At 72.5% G+C, this 19,683-nt stretch carries 15 protein-coding genes; 5 read left to right on the top strand and 10 right to left on the bottom strand.

All coding sequences use genetic code 11. The features are described from left to right. Window position 1 precedes the first annotated feature (1 nt). Entirely contained in the window at window positions 2-2,131 is a 2,130-nt protein-coding gene (locus tag ASG96_RS04490; protein WP_057586914.1) for a hydantoinase/oxoprolinase family protein, read from the bottom strand. A 184-nt stretch (window positions 2,132-2,315) separates the two neighbouring features. Here ASG96_RS04490 and ASG96_RS04485 point away from each other — a divergent pair, with 184 nt between their 5' ends. Together ASG96_RS04485 and ASG96_RS04480 are read left to right on the top strand one after the other, a co-directional pair. Next, complete coding sequence (locus ASG96_RS04485) at window positions 2,316-2,756, top strand: YciI family protein (protein WP_056760874.1); 441 nt, start codon at window positions 2,316-2,318, stop codon at window positions 2,754-2,756. Further along, complete coding sequence (locus ASG96_RS04480) at window positions 2,753-3,973, top strand: RNA polymerase sigma factor (protein WP_057587064.1); 1,221 nt, start codon at window positions 2,753-2,755, stop codon at window positions 3,971-3,973. Before ASG96_RS04485 ends, ASG96_RS04480 begins: the two co-directional genes overlap by 4 nt. A 35-nt stretch (window positions 3,974-4,008) precedes the next feature. Here ASG96_RS04480 and ASG96_RS24605 read toward each other — a convergent pair whose 3' ends face one another. Further along, a complete protein-coding gene (locus ASG96_RS24605; protein WP_369813562.1) occupies window positions 4,009-5,220 on the bottom strand; it encodes a DUF4573 domain-containing protein in 1,212 nt (403 codons plus the stop codon). On the opposite strand from ASG96_RS24605, the gene ASG96_RS04470 reads away from it, so the two are divergent. After that, window positions 5,219-5,776, top strand: a complete 558-nt coding sequence (locus ASG96_RS04470) for an RDD family protein (RefSeq protein ID WP_082591625.1) — start codon at window positions 5,219-5,221, stop codon at window positions 5,774-5,776. The two genes, ASG96_RS24605 and ASG96_RS04470, sit on opposite strands and share 2 nt — an antisense overlap. Before the next feature lie 119 nt (window positions 5,777-5,895). Here the strand turns inward: ASG96_RS04470 and ASG96_RS04465 are convergent, their stop codons facing one another. From ASG96_RS04465 to ASG96_RS04430, 8 genes are all read right to left on the bottom strand, one after another. Next, entirely contained in the window at window positions 5,896-6,819 is a 924-nt protein-coding gene (locus ASG96_RS04465; protein ID WP_056760880.1) for a carbon-nitrogen hydrolase family protein, read from the bottom strand. 2 nt (window positions 6,820-6,821) lie between these two features. Further along, window positions 6,822-7,478: a carbon monoxide dehydrogenase subunit G gene (locus tag ASG96_RS04460; protein ID WP_057586910.1), complete on the bottom strand. Its 657-nt coding sequence runs from the start codon at window positions 7,476-7,478 to the stop codon at window positions 6,822-6,824. Then, window positions 7,475-9,925: an aerobic carbon-monoxide dehydrogenase large subunit gene (gene cutA / locus ASG96_RS04455; RefSeq protein WP_057586908.1), complete on the bottom strand. Its 2,451-nt coding sequence runs from the start codon at window positions 9,923-9,925 to the stop codon at window positions 7,475-7,477. The genes ASG96_RS04460 and cutA overlap by 4 nt, the downstream gene beginning before the upstream one ends. Further along, window positions 9,922-10,476, bottom strand: coding sequence for a (2Fe-2S)-binding protein (locus tag ASG96_RS04450; RefSeq protein WP_056760889.1), 555 nt, complete (start codon window positions 10,474-10,476; stop codon window positions 9,922-9,924). The genes cutA and ASG96_RS04450 overlap by 4 nt, the downstream gene beginning before the upstream one ends. Continuing rightward, window positions 10,473-11,354 (bottom strand): xanthine dehydrogenase family protein subunit M, encoded by an 882-nt coding sequence (locus ASG96_RS04445; protein WP_057586906.1) that lies wholly within the window; start codon window positions 11,352-11,354, stop codon window positions 10,473-10,475. Before ASG96_RS04445 ends, ASG96_RS04450 begins: the two co-directional genes overlap by 4 nt. Before the next feature lie 146 nt (window positions 11,355-11,500). After that, window positions 11,501-12,988 carry a uracil-xanthine permease family protein gene (locus ASG96_RS04440; RefSeq protein ID WP_057586904.1) on the bottom strand — a complete coding sequence of 496 codons (1,488 nt, stop codon included), beginning with the start codon at window positions 12,986-12,988 and terminating at the stop codon, window positions 11,501-11,503. Between the two features lie 199 nt (window positions 12,989-13,187). Next, window positions 13,188-13,445 (bottom strand): hypothetical protein, encoded by a 258-nt coding sequence (locus tag ASG96_RS04435; protein ID WP_056760899.1) that lies wholly within the window; start codon window positions 13,443-13,445, stop codon window positions 13,188-13,190. A gap of 403 nt (window positions 13,446-13,848) precedes the next feature. Beyond that, the gene (locus tag ASG96_RS04430) at window positions 13,849-15,573 is read right to left on the bottom strand and encodes a helix-turn-helix domain-containing protein (RefSeq protein ID WP_235506851.1); all 1,725 of its coding nucleotides are present in this window, start codon (window positions 15,571-15,573) and stop codon (window positions 13,849-13,851) included. A gap of 121 nt (window positions 15,574-15,694) precedes the next feature. Here ASG96_RS04430 and ASG96_RS04425 point away from each other — a divergent pair, with 121 nt between their 5' ends. Continuing rightward, complete coding sequence (locus ASG96_RS04425; RefSeq protein ID WP_057586902.1) at window positions 15,695-16,624, top strand: DUF2877 domain-containing protein; 930 nt, start codon at window positions 15,695-15,697, stop codon at window positions 16,622-16,624. Then, window positions 16,617-19,601: a DUF1116 domain-containing protein gene (locus ASG96_RS04420; RefSeq protein ID WP_057586900.1), complete on the top strand. Its 2,985-nt coding sequence runs from the start codon at window positions 16,617-16,619 to the stop codon at window positions 19,599-19,601. The genes ASG96_RS04425 and ASG96_RS04420 overlap by 8 nt, the downstream gene beginning before the upstream one ends. The last annotated feature ends 82 nt before the right edge of the window (window positions 19,602-19,683 follow it).

Below are 19,683 nucleotides of genomic sequence, written 5' to 3'. Positions count from 1 at the left end.
GTCAGGCCTCCGGGGTGGTGGTCGAGGGGGACCGGGTGATGACGAGGTTGCCGAGCGTGTCGACGCGCACGACGAAGCCGGGGTGGACCGGGACCGTCGAGCCGAACTCCTCGATGACCGCCGGGCCCTCGATCGTGTCGCCGGCGAGGAGGTCGGGCCTCCACCAGACGTCGGTGTCGACGTAGCCCGCGTCGGCGTCGAAGCAGACCGGGCGGACGCTGCGGTGGGCGCGCTCGCGGACGTACGCAGTGCCGTCGGACGGCGCGAGGTCGCGCAGCTCGGGCCGCGTGATGGGGCCGACTCCGGTGACACGGAGGTTGACCCACTCGACCTGCTGGGTCGGGTCGTTCCGGAAGTCGTAGCCGTAGAGCGCGCGGTGCTCGTCGTGGAAGCGCGAGGCGACGTCAGCGGCATACGCCTCGTCGATCTCGCCCTCGGGCGCGGCGACGCGGACCTCGTAGGCCTGGCCGAAGTAGCGCAGGTCGACGGTGCGCGTGTAGCGGTGGCTCTCGCGCGCGAAGCCCTCGCCGTCGAGGGCGCTCGCCGCCTTGGCGGTGAGGACGTCGAAGGTCTTCTGCACGGCGGCGTGGTCGAGCGCGTGGTGGCGCGCGACGGACGTCTGGACGTAGTCGTTCTTGACGTCGACGGTGAGCAGGCCGAAGGCGGAGACGTTGCCGGGGTTCTGCGGCACGACGACGCCGGCGAGGCCGAGGATGTCCACGAGTCGGCAGGCGAGCAGCGAGCCCGAGCCGCCGAAGGTCGCGAGCATGAAGTCGCGCACGTCGAGGCCGCGCTTGACCGACACCTGGCGCAGCGCGTTGGCCTGGTTCCACGCAGAGATCTCGAGGATGCCGGTCGCGCAGCGCTCGAAGTCGAGCCCGAGGCGGTCGGCCAGGGTCGAGACACCGGCGCGTGCGGCCTCCACGTCGAGGGGGATCTCGCCACCGAGCAGGTGCGGGGGGATGCGCCCGAGGGTCACGTGGGCGTCGGTGATCGTCGGCACGGTGCCGCCCTTGGCGTAGCAGAGCGGGCCGGGGTCGGCACCTGCCGACTGCGGGCCGACCTTGAGCGATCCCTCGGGCGAGATCCAGGCGATCGAGCCGCCACCCGCACCGACGGTGACGACGTCGATCATCGGGATCTTGCTCGGGTAGGCCCCGACCGTGCCCTCGGTCGTCAGGGTCGGCTCTCCGGCGAGCACGACGGACACGTCGGTCGAGGTGCCGCCACCGTCGCACGTGAGGACCCGGTCGAAGCCGGCGCGGCTCGCGATGAGCCCGGCACCCAGGGCGCCGGCAGCAGGACCCGAGAGGACCGTCGTGATCGGCTGGTGCACGACCTCGTCGGCCGACAGCACACCCCCGTTGGACTTCATGATGTAGAAGGGCAGCTTCTCGCTGCTGCCGACGAACTCGTCGAGTCGCTGGTGGATGTTCGCGACGTAGCGCGACACGTTGGGCTTGACCGCGGCGTCGACGAGGGTGGTCATCGAGCGCTCGTACTCGCGGTACTCGCGCAGCACCTCCGAGCTGATCGAGACGACGGCGTCCGGGTGCTCGCGGCGGAGCACCTCGCGCATCGCGAGCTCGTGGCTGTCGTCGGCGTAGGAGTGCAGGAAGCACACGCCGATCGTCGTGATGCCGCGATCCTTGAACCAGCGGGCGACGGCGACGGCGCGCTCCTCGTCGAACGGGCGGATCTCGTTGCCCTCGAAGTCGACCCGGCCGCCGACCGTCTTGACGTAGTCGGCGGGGACGATGCGCGCGGGCTTGACCCAGAAGTAGGAGTTGCCGTAGCCGTCGGGCACGGCCTGGCGGGCGATCTCGAGGATGAACTCGTAGCCCTCGGTCGTGACGAAGCCGAGCGCCTCGACCTTGCCCTCGAGGAGCTTGTTCGTCGCGACGGTCGTGCCGTGGGAGACGGCGCTGATGTCGTCGCCGCTCGCGCCCATGAGGTCGAGCACCTTGCGGACGCCGGCGAGGAAGCCGTCCGCCGGGTTGCTCGGGGTCGAGGGCGTCTTCGTCGTGACGAGCTCGCCCGAGTCCTCGTCGAGCGCGACGACGTCGGTGAACGTGCCACCGGTGTCGATGCCGATGCGGATCCGGCGGCGTGCGGAGGTGCCTGCTGTCATGGTGAGGATTCAACCCGCGGGACGCCTGCCGGGGCGTTGGCACATCGTGCCAACACCTGCCCGCATTCGGGCCAACCCTCGCCAGTCGTCGACGAAGGCGCCCGATCCGTGTCGAGGGCGCGTCCTCCGCTCCGTCCCCGGGGTGAGCGTGCCACGCTGGCACGACGTGACGAAGGAGAGACCCATGGCGCAGTACCTCATCGGCGTGGACTTCCAGGCCGGCGACGACCCGGCCCCGATGACCGACTGGACCCCGGAGGAGGTCCAGGCCCACCTCGACTACTACGAGAAGCTCGTCGGCGAGCTCGAGGCGAACGGCGAGCTCGTCTCCTCGACGATCCTCACCGGTCCCGACCTCGCCAAGATCGTCCGGTCCGACGGTGCGGCGCCTGTCGTCACCGACGGGCCGTTCCAGGAGTTCAAGGAGTGGCTCGCCGGCTTCCAGGTCGTCGAGGTCGACTCGGAGGAGCGGGCCCTCGAGATCGCGTCGCTCATGTCGGCCGTGCCCGGCCGGGGCGGCGTGCCGACACGACAGCCCATCCACGTGCGCCAGGTCATGGAGCAGGCGCCGGCGAACACCGAGGAGATGGACGCGTTCCTGCGCACCGCGGGGGCCGAACGCTGAGCGACGCCCCCGCCGTCGACGACCTGCTGCGCACCCTCGCGCCGCAGGTCGTCGGCATCGTCAGCCGCCGCTTCGGCGACTTCGACTCGGCCGAGGACGCCGTCCAGGAGGCTCTCCTCGCCGCGGCGCGCCGCTGGCCCGTCGACGGGCTTCCCGACGAGCCGCGTGCCTGGCTCGTCACGACCGCCTCGCGGCGGCTCGTCGACCTGTGGCGCAGTGACGCGGCCCGGCGCGAGCGCGAGGCGCGCGTCATCGCCTGGGAGGTGCCGGCGCACGACCCTGTCGGCCACGACGACAGCCTCACGCTGCTCCTCCTGTGCTGCCATCCGTCGCTGACCCCGGCGTCGGCGATCGCGCTCACACTGCGGGCGGTGGGTGGTCTCACGACAGCCGAGATCGCGCAGGCCTTCCTCGTGCCGGAAGCCACCATGGCGCAGCGGATCAGCCGTGCCAAGGCCACGATCCGCGCCTCCGGCGCAGCCTTTCGTATGCCGTCCGGTGACGACCACGACGTCCGCCTCCGCTCGGCCCTGCACGTGCTGTACCTGCTCTTCAACGAGGGCTATGCGAGCACGCACGGAGCGACCGTGCAGCGGATCGAGCTCTCCCGCGAGGCGATTCGCCTGACGCGGTTGCTCGTCGACGGCGTGCCCGACCATGCGGAGGCAGTCGGACTGCTCGCCCTCATGCTCCTGCTCGAGGCGCGCGCCCCGGCGCGCAGCGACGACTCGGGTGCGCTCGTGCCGCTGCCCGAGCAGGACCGGTCGCGGTGGGACGCCGGGCTCGTCGCGGAGGGCCTCGGCCTGCTCGGCCGGGCGATGTCCTTCGGGGCGGTCGGGGAGTACCAGCTGCAGGCGGCCATCGCCGCGGTGCACGACCGGGCGCCGACCGCCGCCGACACCGACTGGGACGAGATCCTGACGCTCTACGTGCTGCTCGAGGACGTGACGGGCAACCCTGTCGTCACCCTCAACCGGGCCGTGGCCGTGGCGATGGCACACGGGCCCCGCGCCGCTCTCGAGGTCGTCGACGAGGTCGAGGACCGGCTCGGCACCACGCACCGGTGGCTCGCGGTGCGCGGCCAGCTGCTCGAGATGGCGGGTGAACGCGACGCGGCGGCAGACCTGCTCGACCGCGCGGCCGCGACCGCGACGAACGAGGCGGAGCGCCGGCACCTCGCGACGCGAGCCGCACGCCTGAGGGCGCCGCGGGCGTGACCCGGGGGTCGTGGTCCGGCCGACCGGGCCCGCCTTCACTCGTCGGGGGTGATGCAGGCCCACGCGTTCGGACGCATGCTGGAGCTGGAACGAGTCAGAGGCGCCGCCCGCGTGGGCCACGGCGCCCGGGGCGGTGAGGACGAGGCATGGACGAGACCACGGGAGCCGAGGCGGCGGGGCCGGACGTGCCGGAGACGCCGGAGACGCCGGACACGCGGTTCGAGCCGCTGACCGCCCTGGACCTCGCCGAGCTGGCCCTCGGTCTGGCCGCGGTCGGGGTCGAGACCGTCGGTCGGGTCGTCGAGCGGGTCCGGCCGCCGAGCCTGGTCACGGGCGTCGTGTCGGGCGTCGTGACGGCGCCGGTGACGGCGACCCTGACCGAGCTGGGTTCCCGGCTGCGGCGCGCCGACTGGGCTCAGGAGCTGCTCCGGCGCGGTCGCTCGCGACGCGGTGAGCTCGGTCGGGCCGCCGAGGTGACGGCCCAACGGGTGGCTGCGGTGGTGGTCGAGGCCGTTCTCGACCTCGTCGACCTCACCGACATCGTCGTCGACCACGTCGACCTCGACGCCGTGGTGCATGCGGTGGACCTCGACCGCGCGGTCGCCCGGGTGGACATCGGGGCGGTCATCGACCGGGTCGACATCGACGCGATCGTCGAGCGCGTGGACATCGACGCGATCGTCGAGCGGCTCGACATCGACGCGATCGTCGCCCGGGTGGATCTCGACCGGGCGGTGTCCAGGGTCGACATCGGGGCGGTCATCGAGCGGCTCGACATCGACGCGATCGTCGCAGGGGTGGACCTCGACCGCGCGGTCTCGGGTGTGGACATCGACGCGATCGTCGCACGGGTGGACCTCGACCGCACCGTCTCGGGTGTGGACATCGACGCCATCGTCGGGCGCGTGGACATCGACGCGATATTGGACCGGGTCGACGTGAATGCCATCGCCCAGCGGCTCGACCTCGACGCCGTCGTCGCCCGGCTCGACCTCATCGGCCTGGCCGAGTACGTCGTCGAGGAGATCGACCTGCCCGGCATCATCCAGAGCTCGTCGGGCGCGATGGCCTCCGAAGGGATGCGCGAGGTGCGCTGGCAGGGCGTCGGAGCCGACGAGCGGGTCGCACACGTCGTCGACCGGATGCTCCGGCGTCGTCCCCGCACGCCGGGCCCGGCGCTCCCGGCGAACGAGATCGCCGGCGCTCCGGTGCTGCCCGGGACGCCCGGATGATCGGCGGGCCGTCATGACGACACCCTCCCGACCCGGCCGCGGCCCGGTGTCACGCATCGTCCTACCCGGCCCGGCACGGTCGGTCCAGGGCCACCGCGCGGGCATCGTCACCCGCGTGGCCGCCGGGGCCGTCGACCTCGTCGTCGCCCTCCTCGGCGTCGCCCTGATGTACTCCGCGTGGGCGGGCACGATCTTCCTGCTCGGTCCGCAGTCGTTCCACTTCCCGGACCCGGGCGGGCTGCGACTGCTGCTGCTCGTGCTCGGGCTGCTCACGGCATACCTCACGGTGGCGTGGGCCACGACCGGGCGGACCTTCGGCAACCGTCTGCTCGGTCTGCGGGTCGTCGACGACGGCGGAGGCACGATCGGGCTCGCGCGGGCGTTCCTGCGCGCCGCTGCGTGCGTCATGTTCCCGATCGTGCTGTTCTGGGTCGTCGTCAGTCGTGAGAACCGGTCGCTACCGGACGTGCTGCTGCGCACCTCGGTGGTCTACGACTGGACGTCCAACGGGGGTCGGGGCGCGGAGCCGACGGCGACGCCGCCCGCGATCGTGCTGCCCCAGGACGACTGAGCGACGGCGCCCCGCCGACGGACGACCGTTGGTCGTCCGTGCGTGGCGACACGCGGCACGACACGCCGACTCGGCGAGGTGGTCCCGACCAACGGTCGTCGGTCGGCTGCGGCCGCCGGTCAGCCGGCGTCGCCGCGGTGGATCGGCGCGTGCGGGAAGGGCGTCTCGGCGGCGCCCTCAAGCTCGGCACGGTGGTTGCGGATGAGGTCGAGGTTGCGGTCGCGCAGGTGGTCGAACGCCTGGCCGACGTTGGAGCCCGGGGTCAGCGACGAGAGTGCCTCGGCCGGGTCGAGCCGGGCCGAGACCCAGCCGGGGTGCGTCGCGGCCTTGGCGACGATGTGCCCGATGGGGGTGACGATGTGGGAGTTGCCGAAGTAGAGCACGCCGGCGGGGTCGGCGCCGACGGCGTTGGCCCCGATGACGTAGACGTGGTTGTCGTAGGCGCGGGCCCTCGAGGTGAGGTCCCAGATGTCGGCCGAGCGCAGCAGCGCGGACGGGCGGCAGATGACCTCGGCACCCTGCACGGCCTGGATGCGTGAGAGCTCGGGGTAGTCGCCGTCGAAGCAGATGATCATGCCGATGCGGCCGAGCTCGGTGTCGCACACCGTCACGGTGTCGCCCGGCGTGACCCAGCCTCCGCCGCTCACGATCTCGGAGCAGAAGGGGTGGGTCTTCCGGTAGATGCCGAGCACGTCACCCGAGGGGCCGACGAGCACCGAGGAGTTGTAGACGACACCGCGCTCCGGGCCGCGCTCGTAGGTGCCGATGCAGACGTGCACGCCCAGCTCGCGGGCGACCGCCTGGATCGGCTCGACCATCGGCCCGGGCAGGTCGGTCATGAGGTCCCAGAGCTCCTCCTTGGAGCAGCCGGGAGTGAAGCCGGTCGTCGCCGTCTCGGGCAGGACGACGAGCTCGGCGCCGGTGGCCGCGACGCAGCGACGGGTCATCTCGACGCACGCGTCGAGGTTCGCGCGGATCGTCTCGGGGCTCAACGGTGCCGGGACGGGGGCGACCTGCACGGCCGCGGCGGTGAAGGCCCGCATCGTCAGCGCCTCCCGATCGCCCAGCCGACGACGACGCCGACGAGGGCGACGACGCCGCCGGTGACGACGCCGAGGGCGTACTCGCGCCCGGCGAACGGCCCCGCCGGAGCCGGCCGGCCGGCATACGACACGGGGGTGCCGGTCGCTGCCGCGCCGGCGGGTAGGCCGCCTGCCGCGGTCTGTGGGAGCGCCTCGGGAGCGCTCGGGCCGGCCGGGCGCACGCCGGAGATGTCGGCGTCGACCGCCGAGAAGAACTGGCCGGCCATCTTCTTCGTCACGCCGGCGAGCATGCGCTGGCCGACGCCGCCGATGACCCCACCGACGGAGGCGTCGGCGTCGTAGGTCAGGTCGGTGCCGCCGGTGGTCGACGGGCTGAGCCGCACGACGACGTCGGCGTCGACGGTGCCGGGCGCGCCCGTCCCGGAGGCCTTCATCGTGAAGGAGCCCGGGTGCTGCGGGTCGCGCAGCGACACCTCGCCGTCGTAGGTGCCCTTGATCGCGGCGACACCCGCGGTCACGGTCATCGCGTAGTGGTCGGGACCGACCTCGGTGAGGCGCTCGCAGCCCGGCAGGCAGCGCGCGAGCACGGCCGGGTCGTGGAAGGCGTCCCACACCTGCTGCGGGTCGGCCGCGAGGGTGGCGGATCCGGTGATCTTCATGCGGTCGGCTCCTTCGATGACGTGCCGGACGTGCGTGTCGTGCTGGATGTGCGGTGCAGGGACGGGATCTCGCCGTCGGCGTGGCGGCGACGCAGCTCCCAGAGGTCGTAGGGGGAGATCGGCATCCGGGTGATCGGGAAGCCCTCGGCGTCCTCGATGGCCGACGCGATGACGGCCGAGACGGGAATGCAGCCCGCCTCACCGGCGCCCTTGATGCCCAGGGGGTTCAGCGGCGACGGGGTCTCGAGGTGGTCGGCCTCGATCGTCGGCACCTCGGACGCGTAGGGCATGAGGAAGTCCATGAACGACGCGTTGAGCAGCTGCCCGGACTCGTCGTAGGCCATCCGCTCGTAGAGCGCGCCGCCGACACCCTGGGCCACCCCACCGTGGACCTGGCCCTCGACGATCATCGGGTTGATCATCGTGCCGCAGTCGTGGATGACGCAGTAGCGCAGGATCTTGATCTCGGCCGTGACCGGGTCGGTCTCGACGATCGCCGCGTGCATGCCGTTGGCGAAGGTCGCCTGGGTGGGGGAGTAGAAGTCCTTGCCCTCGAGGCCCGGCTCCTCGTCGTCGGCCACTGGCGGCTTGTCGGGGTCGAAGGTCCCGGCGAACTGCGTCGCGGCCTGTGCCGCCTCGTCGAACGCGTAGCGGAGCGGGTTGGACAGCACCGAGACGGTGCCGAGGCTCATCGATGTGGCAGGGGCGCCCTTGACGCGCACCGTCCCCTCGACGATCTCGAGGTCGTCGGGTGACACCTCGAGGGCATCGGCCGCGATGCGCAGCGCCTTGGCCCGGACGTTGCGGGCGGCGAGCGCGATCGCGCTGCCGCTCATGACCGCGGCGCGCGACGCGAAGGTGCCCACGGCATACGCCATCTTGCGGGTGTCTCCGGTGGTGACGAAGACGTCCTCCATGCGGACGCCGAGCTCCTGGGCGACGATCTGGGCGAAGACGGTCTCGTGCCCCTGGCCCTGCGACGTGAGTCCCGTCGACACGTTGACGCGGCCGCTCGTCTCGATCTGGATGTGGCCGCCCTCGTAGGGGCCCACTCCCGTGCCCTCGACGTAGCAGCCGATGCCGAGCCCGACCTTGCGTCCCTCGGCCTCGGCCTGGCGGCGGTAGTCGGCGAAGTCGTCCCAGCCGACGAGGGACTTGAGCTTGGCGAGGCTCGCCGGGAAGTCGCCCGAGTCGTACTTGAGCGGGCGGCCGTCCTGGAAGAGCAGGCCGTGGTCCCAGGGCATCTCGGTCGGGAGGATGAAGTTGCGCGACCGCACCTCGGCGCGGTCGAGACCGAGCTCGTCGGCGATGGCGTCCATCGTGCGCTCCATCGCGAAGCAGCCCTGCGGCCGGCCGGCGCCCCGATAGGGCGTCACGAGAACGGTGTTCGTGTAGAGCGACCAGAACTCGCAGCGGTAGGTCCCCGGCTTGTAGGGGCCGAGCAGCTGGGTCGAGGTGATGATCGGGACGATGATCCCGTAGGGGGTGTAGGCGCCGTTGTCGTGCCACAGCTTGACGTCGAGCGCGAGCAGGTGGCCCTCGTCGTCGAAGCCGACCGTGACCCGCTGGAGCTGACCGCGCTCGTGCGCGGCGCTGATGAAGTGCTCGCGCCGGTCCTCGGCCCACTTGACCGGGCGGCCGAGCAGGATCGCGGCCCAGGGGACGAGGACCTCCTCGGGCCAGGGGTGCACGATCTTGACGCCGAAGCCGCCACCCACGTCGGGGGCGATGCACTCGACCTTCGCGAGCGGGAGGTCGAGCTTCGCCGCGACGGCCGCGCGGACACCGGTCGACGTCTGCGTCGAGGAGTACATCCGCAGCTCGCCGCGGTCGCGGTCCCAGCGGGCGTAGACGCCCTTGCCCTCCATCGGCATGCAGGCGCTGCGCTCGATGTCGAGGTCGAGGGTCAGGGTGCGCGGCGCCGCGGCCATCGCGGCCTCGACGTCGCCGACCTCCTGCAGCATGTGGGCCGCGACGTTGTCGGGCACGTCGTCGTGGACGAGCAGCTCGCCCGCGCGGGCGGCCTCGATGCCGACGACGACGGGCAGCTGCTCGTAGGTGACGCGGATGCGCTGGCACGCGTCCTCGGCGACGTAGCGGTCGGACGCGACGACCATGACGATCGGCTCGCCGACGTGGTTGACCTCGTCCTTGGCGAGCGCGTAGCCGGTGCGGCCGTGGGTCAGCGTCGGGTGCGGGATGAGCAGGGGCAGCGGCTCGCCGACCCGCCCGGGGAGGTCCTCGTGGACGTAGATGCCGACGACCCCCTCGACGTCGACGGCGTCGGACGCGTCGATGTCGACGATGCGGGCGTGCGCGTGCGGGCTGCGGACGAAGGCGGCCGCGAGGGCGTCGTGGCCGAGGTCGTCGAGGTAGCGGCCACCGCCGGTGAGGAGGCGCGGGTCCTCCTTGCGTCTGATCGGAGCGCCGAACATCTGCGTGGTCACGACTGCACCTCGGCCGTCTCGCTCGCCCGCTCGGCCTTGATCTCGGCGGCGCGCAGGACGCTCTTGACGATGTTCTGGTAGCCCGTGCAGCGACAGAGGTTGCCCGAGATCGCCTCGCGTGCCTCCTCGCTCGTCGGTGCGGGGTTCTCGTCGAGGTAGGCCGTCACCGTGGTGAGGAAGCCCGGGGTGCAGAAGCCGCACTGGAGCCCGTGGCACTCGGCGAAGGCCTGCTGCACGGGGTTCATCGACTCACCGGTCGGCGCGACGCGGGCATCGGGAGCCGTGCCCAGGCCCTCGACCGTCGTGATCTCGTGGGCCTGGGCCGTCACGGCGAACATGAGGCACGAGCGCATCGGGCTGCCGTCCACGAGGACCGTGCAGGCGCCGCACACCCCGTGCTCGCAGCCCACGTGCGTGCCGGTGAGCTCGAGGTCGTGGCGGAGGAAGTCCGAGAGCAGACGGCGCGCCGGGACGGAGGCCGAGTGGCGTACGCCGTTGACCGTGACCGTCACGTCGTGAAGGGTCTCGGTGCCTTGGGTCGTGTCGGTCATGCGGTTGCTCCTGCGCGGTCGGCGGCCTGTGGGAGGACCCGGCGGGTCAGCTCGGTGACGAGCATGCGGCGGTAGTCGGCGCTCGCGTGGATGTCGCCCTCGGGGTCGACGTGCTCGCGCACCGCCTCGGCGGCGGCCTCGACCGCCTCGTCCCAGGCGGCCGTGCCCGGCTCGACGCCACCGAGCGCGGGGCCGAGGTCGAGGACCGACGGCACGTCGGTGACGGAGACGAACGAGGCCCTCGCCGCCGAGACGACCCCGTCGGTGACCGTCACCGCGACACCGACGCCGGCCATCGCGTAGTCACCGTGACGACGGGCCGCCTCGGTGAACGCCGTGCCGGTGCCGACGGGGAAGCGGCCGAAGCGCACCGCGACCGCGAGCTCCTCCGCCGCGAGCGACGTCTCGAGGGCGCCGAGGAAGAAGTCGGGCCACTCGATCTCGCGCGACCCGGAGGGCCCCGCCACCTCGACGACGCCGTCGGTCAGGGCGAGGATCGCCGGCATCTCCCCCGCCGCGTCGGCGTGCGCGATCGAGCCGACCGTCGTGCCGCGGTTGCGGATGGCCGGGTGGGCGACGTTGACGAGCGCCTGGCGCAGGAGGGGGAGGGCGGCAAACGCCTCCTCGGAGCGCTCGAGGCCGGCGTGGCGCACGAGGGCGCCGACGCGTACGGCCTCGGGCGTCACCTCGACCGAGTCGAGGCCGGCCACGCGGTTGATGTCGACGAGGTGCGCCGGCGACGCCAGTCGCATGTTGAGGATCGGGATGAGGCTCTGGCCGCCCGCGAGGACCTTGCCGTCGTGCCCGACCTCGCTGAGGACGGAGACGGCCTGCTCGACGGTGAGCGGTGCGTGGTGCTCGAAGGGGGCGGGCTTCACCGAACTGATCCTGCCTTCCGACCCCCGGTGGGGACTAGTGATGGTTGTGCATCGCTGCTCGTGGGCTTTTGGCAACTTCTGCCCTGAACGGGCCGTGGGCCCCCGATCCGAGATCGGGAGCCCACGGGCCGGTGCTGCGTGATGGGTCAGCGTCGCCGCAGGTCCGGACCGCCGGGGCGGTCCTGGTAGAGGTCGTCGATGCCGTCGGCGTCGCCGTAGTCCCCTTCCCGTTCGCCGAGCGAGATCATCGTGCCGCTCGCGGCGTCGGCCCGCTCACGCAGGTCTGTCGGGGCGAGGGCGCGGGCCGCGTGGTAGGCCACGATGGTCACGATCGTGCCGAGCGCGATGCCACCGAGCGTGAAGTCCGACGTGAAGACGAGCGAGACGCCGCCGATGCCGATGATGATGCCGGCCGCGATGGGCACGAGGTTGATCGGGTTGCCGAAGTCGACCCCGTTCTCCTTCCAGATCTTCGCGCCGAGCAGGCCGATCATGCCGTAGAGCACGACCGTGATGCCGCCGAGCACGCCGCCCGGGACCGACGCGACGAGCGCACCGAACTTCGGCGAGAGGCCGAAGACGATCGCGACGATCGCCGCGACGTAGTAGGCGGCCGTCGAGTAGACGCGGGTGGCCGCCATGACGCCGATGTTCTCGGCATACGTCGTCGTCGGCGAGCCGCCGACCGAGCTGGCGATGACGGTGCCGATGCCGTCGGCCGCGATGGCGCGCCCCATGTAGGGGTCGAGGTTCGACTTCGTCATCTCGGCGACGGCCTTGACGTGGCCGGTGTTCTCGGCGACGAGCGCGATGACGGCCGGCAGGACGAGCAGGATCGCGGCGACCGAGAACGACGGCGCGTGGATGCCGATGATCTCCTTGCCGTCAGCGCCGGTCGTCGACATCGGCGGGAGGCCGAACCAGGGCTGGCTCGCGAGGTTGTCGAAGTTCGTGCGGAAGTGCGTCGTGACCTTGCCGGCGCCGGCGTCGAAGGACGTGATCTGGCCGAACATCCTGTCGAAGAGCCACGAGATGACGTAGCCGAAGATCAGGGCGAGGAAGACCGCGATGCGCGACGCGAAGCCCTTGAAGGCGACCGCGCAGATGATCGTGAACGCCATGACGAGCAACGCGACCCACTGGTCCTGAGGCCAGTAGATGCTGGCGACGACCGGCGCGAGGTTGAAGCCGATGAGCATGACGACGGCGCCCGTCACGACCGGCGGCAGCACCTTGTGCAGCACCGCGGACCCGGCGAAGTGGATCGCCACACCGACGAGTGCGAGCACGACACCGGCGACGAGGATCGCGCCTGTCACGTCGGCGGACGTGCCGCCCTGGGCCCGGATGGCCGCGACGGCGCCGACGAAGCTCGCCGACGTGCCGAGGTAGCTCGGGACCTTCCCGTTGACGATCAGCAGGAAGCAGATCGTCGCGATCCCGCTCATCATGATCGCGAGCTGGGCGTTGAGACCCATGACCAGCGGGAAGACGAAGGTCGCCCCGAACATCGCGACGACGTGCTGCGCACCGAGACCGATCGTCCTGCCCCACGCGAGTCGTTCGTCAGGTGCGACGACGTCGTCGGGGCCCATCGTCTTGCCGTCCCCGTGCAGTTTCCAGCCCAAAGCCATTCCGACTCCTATGGTTGCCACATGCGGTGATGTGGGTCACGTCCCACTCCGGGATGGGCGAAAACTACTCCCACCGCATGGGATTGCGTTCGTCAAACGTTGATACACGCCGAGGGTGACCCTCTGGCACGTCATGACGTATGCCGTCACCCCCGTTCCCGGCGTTCCGCCCGGCCGAGCGCGTGGAGCGTCACACCCCTCAGCGGGGTGCGATGTCCCACGCTCGGGACGTCGAGCCGACGGGGCAGCCGGGGCCGCACGGGCGTGGCGCGCCGGTCCAGCCCCGGGCACGCAGCACCTGGCCCACCTCACCCGCCAGGGCGCATCCGGTCGGCACGAGATCGGTCCAGTAGCACCGGAGCGTGATGCGTCCGGCCACGAGAGCGGAGCGGTCCCGCCGGCCGTCGCGCTGCACGTCGGTCCACGACGCGTGCCCGAGGCGGCCGTCGACCTCCACGACGACTCCCCATTCGTACTCGCGGTCCCGCCGGCCGGCGCGCCCGAACGGCGACTGCGAACGCCCGCGGGGGAGGCCATGGGCCCGCTCGACGTCGCGGACATAGCGCCGCTCGGCCGGGCTCTCGCACCCCCGGGTGCACGACCTGCCATCGCCCCCGGTCCAGCCGCCACTCGATCGCCTTCGGGCTGAGGCCGCCGGTCAGCGCCTGGGCCCGGGTCAGCAGGCCGGCCTGACCTGCGGCCCTGGCCCGGAGCAGTGCATCCACCCTCCGATCGTCACGGGATCGCTGCGGCCGCCGCGGCGCGCGTCCACAGGGTCGAGGCGCGTGGAAGGTCACACCCCTGGGCGGGGGTACGAGTTTCCACGGACCGCGCGACACGGCATACGGAGGCGGTCGGCGTCAGATGCCGCGCATCTGGTGGATCTTGAGCGCGAGGGCGAGGGTCAGGCGCAGGTCGGGGTCGGTCGTGAACGGGCCGAGGATCTTCTCGAGCTTTCCGATGCGGTAACGCAGGGTGTTGTAGTGGAAGAAGAGCAGGCGAGCTGTCTCGGCGACGTTCATGTTGGTGTCGATGAGGATGCTCAGGGTCTGGCGGAGGCCGGCGTACTCCGGTGAGTCGTCAGTGGCCAGCTCGCGCAGCGACTCGGTGACGAAGCGCCGCAGGTCCGCACCGTCGGGGATGAGGGCCAGCAGGCGGTAGATGCCGAGGCCGTCGACATGGGTGGTGGCGCCGTCGCCGTGCATCTGGCGGCCCACGGTGACGGCCGAGAGGGCCTCGTCGTACGCCTGGGGCAGGCCGGCGACCGAGGTGATGGGTCGTGAGACGCCGGCCGAGAAGCTGCGTCGACCACCCCCGCCGTCGCCCCGGACGACGCGGACGTACTCGCCGACGATCCGCATCACCTGCTCGGTCTCAGCGCCGGACGGCACGCCGATGAGCGCCACGACCTCCCGGCTGAACCCCATGACGGGCGACCGCGAGTCGCGCACGGCCACGGCGTGCGTCCAGGCACGGGCGAACCGCTGCTGGAGGAAGCGCACCTCGTCGGCGTCGCGGGTCGAGCGGTCGTCGTCCTCGTCGGTCTCGGCCACGACGACGACCATGGGCCGGTCGATGTCCCAGCCGAGCGAGCTCGCGTGGGCGACGGCGTCGACCGGGGAGCCGGCGCGTCCGGCCAGGGCGTCGCGGAGGAACTCGGCGCGGTACTTGCTCTCGACGGCCGAGACGGCCTGGTCCTTGGTGATGGCGAGCGCGGCGACCGTCGCGGCGCGCTCGAGCAGGCGCACGTCGTCGACGGTCAGGTGGCGGTGGCTGCAGAAGGCCATGAGCACGCCGTGGTCGAGGTGCCCGGCGACGATGCGTACGGCCGAGCGGTTGGCGGTCGGGCCGTCGGGGCGTGGCCCCATCGGCTCGGCCTCGGTGAGCAGGCGCCCCGTCCGGTCGAAGCACTCGAGCGACAGGGCGTGGTCGAGCTCGCGCGGCGACCCGGCGCGCGCGATGACGCGGCCGTCGGTCGTCGTCACCATCGCCGCGCCGTCGAGGAAGCCGACGACCTGCTCGCAGAGGTCGTCGAGCGAGCCGCCGGCGAGGACGATCTGCACGAGGGCACGGTCGGCGTCCTCGAGCCGGCGCAGGATCGCGGTCTGGTGCTCGAGCATCGCGCTCAGCACGTCGGTGGTGAAGGTCGCGATGTGGTCGAGCGGGACCTCGATGAGCGGCAGACCGGTGGACTCGGCGGCCTTGACGAGGGCCGCCAGGGGCTTGCCCGACAGCCCGGACACGACGAGCCCCGCGGCACCGGCCGCGTCGAGGGCCGCCACGGTGCGGCCGAGCGAGCGGGTGTCTCCGTCCTGCTCCGCGAGGGCCGCGGCGTCGGCGAGCACGAGCCGATGGGTCAGCCGCACCGCACCGCCGTCGCGCAGGGCGGACCGGAGCGGCGTCGTGCTGTCGACGCTGACGTCGAGGCGGGCTGCGTCGGCGCGGACGACCCCGTGGGCCGTCGCGGCGAGGCCGGCGATGAGCCGCAGCGAGATGCCGGACACCTCGGGCTCGGCCTCGCCGGAGCGCCCCGCGGCTGTCAAGTCACCCTCGGGGAGGGCCGGATCGTTGGCAACTTTCACCATGAGCGCACCCTACCCACCGTCGATAGCGTCGCGTCAGCGGTCCGCGGCGGGCGGTCCGCGACGGAGCCCGTCCGGCCGGGACGGCACGGCGGCGGTCTGACGGCTGGAGGTGCGCGCGGGCATGGACGACGGTCTCGACCTGACGCTGCTGCCGGCCGCCGTGTCCCCGCTCGTGGCCGGCGAGGTGGCCGGTGCCCCGCGGCGCTGCCGGGTGCTCGCAGCCTTCCCGACGTGCCTCTATCTCGACCTCGGTGCGCACGAGCGGGTGCTCGCCGTCCTCGCCTCCGATGCCGTCGCGCTGCCCATCGGCATCCGACTGGCGCTGCCGTCGACCGAGGTCCGTTGGGGCGTCGAGCCCGGCACCCAGGTCGTCGTCGGGGAGGGACGCGTCCGCCTGCCTCGCGCCGACGTCGTCGCGGCTCGGCTGCTGCGACCGGCGCGGGTGCGTCCCGCCCCTCGCGAATCCACCTCCTCCGAGGCCCTGCCCGAGCCCGGAGTGCTCGGTGACCTCGCCCACGACCTCACCGCAGCGGCGCTCGCGGGGCGTTCGGCCGGGCCCGGCGTGCGTGGCCTGGTCGGCGTCGGGCGGGGGCTCACCCCGAGCGGCGACGACGCGCTCTGCGGCGTCCTGCTCACCCTGGCCGCGGTCGACGCGCCGTCGTCGCGCCGCGCCCTGTCGGCCGTGCGGACCGCCGTCCGCGGTGCGCTGCCCCGGACGACGAGCCTCTCGGCCGCGCTCCTCGTCGCGGCGGGGGCCGGGTATGCCGTCCCGGACGTCGCATGTCTCGTGACCCTCGTCGCCGGGGCCGGGTCGACCGGCCGGAACGACGGGCCGGAAACGGCCGCCACAGCAGGTTCCGGTGGTTCGGTCCGGCCCGTCGGACCATCGCCCGGCCACGCCGACATCACCGCGCTCGTCGACCGCGTGCTCGGCATCGGGCACACGTCCGGTCGCGACCTCCTGTCCGGTGTCAGCGGCGCCCTCCGTGCCGTCGACGCCCAGCACACCGCCCCACGACCCGAACCCCACGAAGGAGCCCACCGTGGCTGACCACCTCGAGCTGAGAACCGGCGCCTACCTCGACTCCGTGACCCTCATGCAGGTCTCACGCACCGTCGCCGCAGCCCCCGGGGTCGAGGCCGCACAGGTCGCGATGGCCACCGAGCTCAACCTCGAGGTCATCCGCGGCATGGGCTTCGACGTGCCCGCGTCGGCGCCGAACGACCTCGTGGTCGCGATCCGCGGTGACGAGGCCGGCATCGCCGCCGGGCAGTCGGAGCTGGAGGCAGCGCTCGCCCAGAGTCGTTCTGCCGCAGGCGCTTCGGCTGGCTTCGGCGAAGCCCCCGCTGCACGGACGCTCGGCGGTGCGATCCGCCTGTCGGGCGCCGACCTCGCCCTCGTCTCGGTGCCCGGCGAGCACGCCGTCACGGAGGCGCTCGACGCCGTCCGCGCCGGGGTGTCCGTCATGGTCTTCTCGGACAACGTCCCGGTCGAGGACGAGGTGCGCCTCAAGAACGCTGCCGCTGCCGCCGATGTGCTCGTCATGGGCCCCGACTGCGGCACGGCCGTCGTCGGCGGCGTCGCGCTCGGCTTCGCCAACGTCGTGCGGTCGGGGTCGGTCGGCCTCGTCGCGGCCTCCGGCACGGGCGCCCAGCAGGTCATGTGCCTGCTCGACGCCGCCGGGGTCGGGATCAGCCACTGCCTCGGCGTCGGCGGCCGTGACCTGTCGTCCGAGGTCGCCGCCCGCTCGACGAAGCAGGCGCTCGCCGCCCTCGCCGCCGACCCGGAGACGACGTCGGTCGTCGTCGTCTCCAAGCCTCCGGCACCCGAGGTGCTTGCCGACCTCGAGGCGTATGCCGCCGGGCTGGGCAAGTCGGTGCACTGGGCCACGCTCGGGGCGGGTCGACCCGACCTCACCGCAGCCGTCGAGTCGGTGCTGTCCGCCGTCGGCGCTGCGGTGCCGGAGTGGCCGACGTGGTCCGCGGTCGGGTCCGACCACGACGCGGCCGCGTCGACCGGGTCGCTGCGCGGGCTCTTCTGCGGCGGCACGCTCGCCGACGAGGCGATGCTCGTCGCTGGCGAGGTGATCGGCGACATCCGCTCCAACATCCCGCTGCGACCCGACCTCGCCCTGGGCGCCGACCTGCGCGACCCCGGCCACGTCGTCGTCGACTTCGGGGACGACACGATGACCCGCGGACGTGCGCACCCGATGATCGACCCGTCGCTGCGCCTCGACCGGATCGCCCTCGAGGCGGCCGACCCCACCTGCGGCGTGCTCCTCCTCGACCTCGTCCTCGGCCACGGCGCCCACGCCGACCCGGCGCCCGAGCTCGCCGCAGCCGTGCGCAACGCCCGCGAGACCGCGGCGGCAGCAGGCCGCGACCTGCCCGTCGTCGTCTCGGTCACCGGCACGACCTCGGACCCGCAGGGGCTCGAGCGGTCGGCGCAGGCCCTCGCCGAGGCCGGTGCCGACGTCCTGCTGTCCAACGCCGCCGCCACACGCCGGGCCTTGCACCTGCTCGGCCACGACGTCCCCGCGCCCGAGAGCGCGACGGGCGACACGGCATACGCCACCCTGGCCGGGACGGCCTTCGACGCGGCCGCCGAGCCGCTCCACGGACTTCTCACGAGCGAGGTCTCGGTCGCGGCCGCGGGTGTCTCGCTCTTCTCGGACGCCCTTCGCGCACAGGCGGTCTCGGTGACGGAGGCCTCGTGGCAGCCGCCGATGGCAGGCACGACGGCCGACCTCGGTCGCGTCCTTGCCGACTCGCGTCGTGACGAAGCCAACGCCGAGGCGCTGCGTCGCATGACCGCCGCGGGCGCCGACCTCGTCGACGTCCGCCCCGCCCACGAGGCGCTGGGGCTCGAGCGCGGCACCTTCCTGCACGCCGGACCGCCGATCACCTTCGACCGGGCGTCGGGGCCGCTCAAGGGCGCACTCATCGGCGCCATGCTCTTCGAGGGCCTCGCCGACACGGCCGAGGAGGCCGAGGCGAAGCTCGAGCAGGGCGACGGCATCACCCTCGAGCCGTGCCACCACCGCGACGCCGTCGGACCCATGGCCGGCGTCATCAGCCCGTCGATGTGGGTCTACGAGCTGCGCGACGAGGTGCACGACAACACGTCGTGGTGCTCGCTCAACGAAGGGCTCGGGAAGGTGCTGCGCTACGGCGCCTACGGTCCCGAGGTCATCGAGCGCCTCCGGTGGATGAACACCGTGCTCGGGCCGATCCTCCAGCAGGCCGTCCGGGCGCGCGTCGACCAGCAGGGCTCCATCGACGTCAAGGGGATCATCGCCCAGATGCTCCAGATGGGCGACGAGGGCCACAACCGCAACCGCGCCGGCTCGCTCATGCTGCTGCGCGAGCTGCTCCCGACGATGATCACGGCCGACGCGTCGTCCGCCGACATCGCCGAGGCCGTGCGCTTCTCTGGGGCCAACGAGCACTTCTTCCTCAACCTCGGCATGCCGGCCTGCAAGCTGAGCACCCTTGCCGCGCATGGCTTCCCGGGGTCGTCGGTCGTGACGACGATGGCGCGCAACGGCACCGACTTCGGCATCCGCGTGTCGGGGACCGGCGATGCATGGTTCACCGGTCCGGCCAACACGCCCGAGGGGCTCTTCCTGGGGTCCTACGGCCCGGACGACGCGAACCCCGACATCGGAGACTCGGCGATCACCGAGACGGCCGGCATCGGCGGCTTCGCGATGGCCGCCGCACCCGCGATCGTGAAGTTCGTCGGCGGCGACGTGCCGTTCGCGCTGCGGGCGACGCAGACGATGTACGAGATCACGGTGGGGGAGCACACGGCCTACCAGGTGCCGATCCTCGAGTTCCGCGGCACGCCCACGGGCATCGACGTCGCCGCCGTGGCGCGGACCGGAATCCTGCCCCAGATCAACACCGGCATGGCCGGCCGGGTCGCGGGCACGGGCCAGGTCGGTGCGGGTCTCGTGACCCCGCCCGAGCAGTGCTTCACGCAGGCCCTCGCCGCGCTCGCGTCGGCTGCCGGTCGGGGCTGACCGGCGCACCCTCCCGAACTCGGGTCGCGCGGTCGTCGTCGGCCGCGCGGCCCGGCCCTCGCTCCGGATCGGGCAGGCATCT

The organism is Terrabacter sp. Soil810 (assembly GCF_001429645.1).
GTDB lineage: Bacteria > Actinomycetota > Actinomycetes > Actinomycetales > Dermatophilaceae > Terrabacter.
This window is presented reverse-complemented; position numbering and strand designations above follow the sequence as displayed.

Excerpts from the sequence above, each read along its gene's own strand:
- ASG96_RS04490 (WP_057586914.1), bottom strand. The coding sequence starts at position 2,131 with ATGACAGCAGGCACCTCCGCACGCCGCCGGATCCGCATCGGCATCGAC.
- ASG96_RS04485 (WP_056760874.1), top strand. The coding sequence starts at position 2,316 with ATGGCGCAGTACCTCATCGGCGTGGACTTCCAGGCCGGCGACGACCCG.
- ASG96_RS04470 (WP_082591625.1), top strand. The coding sequence starts at position 5,219 with ATGACGACACCCTCCCGACCCGGCCGCGGCCCGGTGTCACGCATCGTC.
- ASG96_RS24605 (WP_369813562.1), bottom strand. The coding sequence starts at position 5,220 with ATGACGGCCCGCCGATCATCCGGGCGTCCCGGGCAGCACCGGAGCGCC.
- ASG96_RS04465 (WP_056760880.1), bottom strand. The coding sequence starts at position 6,819 with ATGCGGGCCTTCACCGCCGCGGCCGTGCAGGTCGCCCCCGTCCCGGCA.
- ASG96_RS04460 (WP_057586910.1), bottom strand. The coding sequence starts at position 7,478 with ATGAAGATCACCGGATCCGCCACCCTCGCGGCCGACCCGCAGCAGGTG.
- ASG96_RS04450 (WP_056760889.1), bottom strand. The coding sequence starts at position 10,476 with ATGACCGACACGACCCAAGGCACCGAGACCCTTCACGACGTGACGGTC.
- ASG96_RS04440 (WP_057586904.1), bottom strand. The coding sequence starts at position 12,988 with ATGGCTTTGGGCTGGAAACTGCACGGGGACGGCAAGACGATGGGCCCC.
- ASG96_RS04430 (WP_235506851.1), bottom strand. The coding sequence starts at position 15,573 with ATGGTGAAAGTTGCCAACGATCCGGCCCTCCCCGAGGGTGACTTGACA.
- ASG96_RS04425 (WP_057586902.1), top strand. The coding sequence starts at position 15,695 with ATGGACGACGGTCTCGACCTGACGCTGCTGCCGGCCGCCGTGTCCCCG.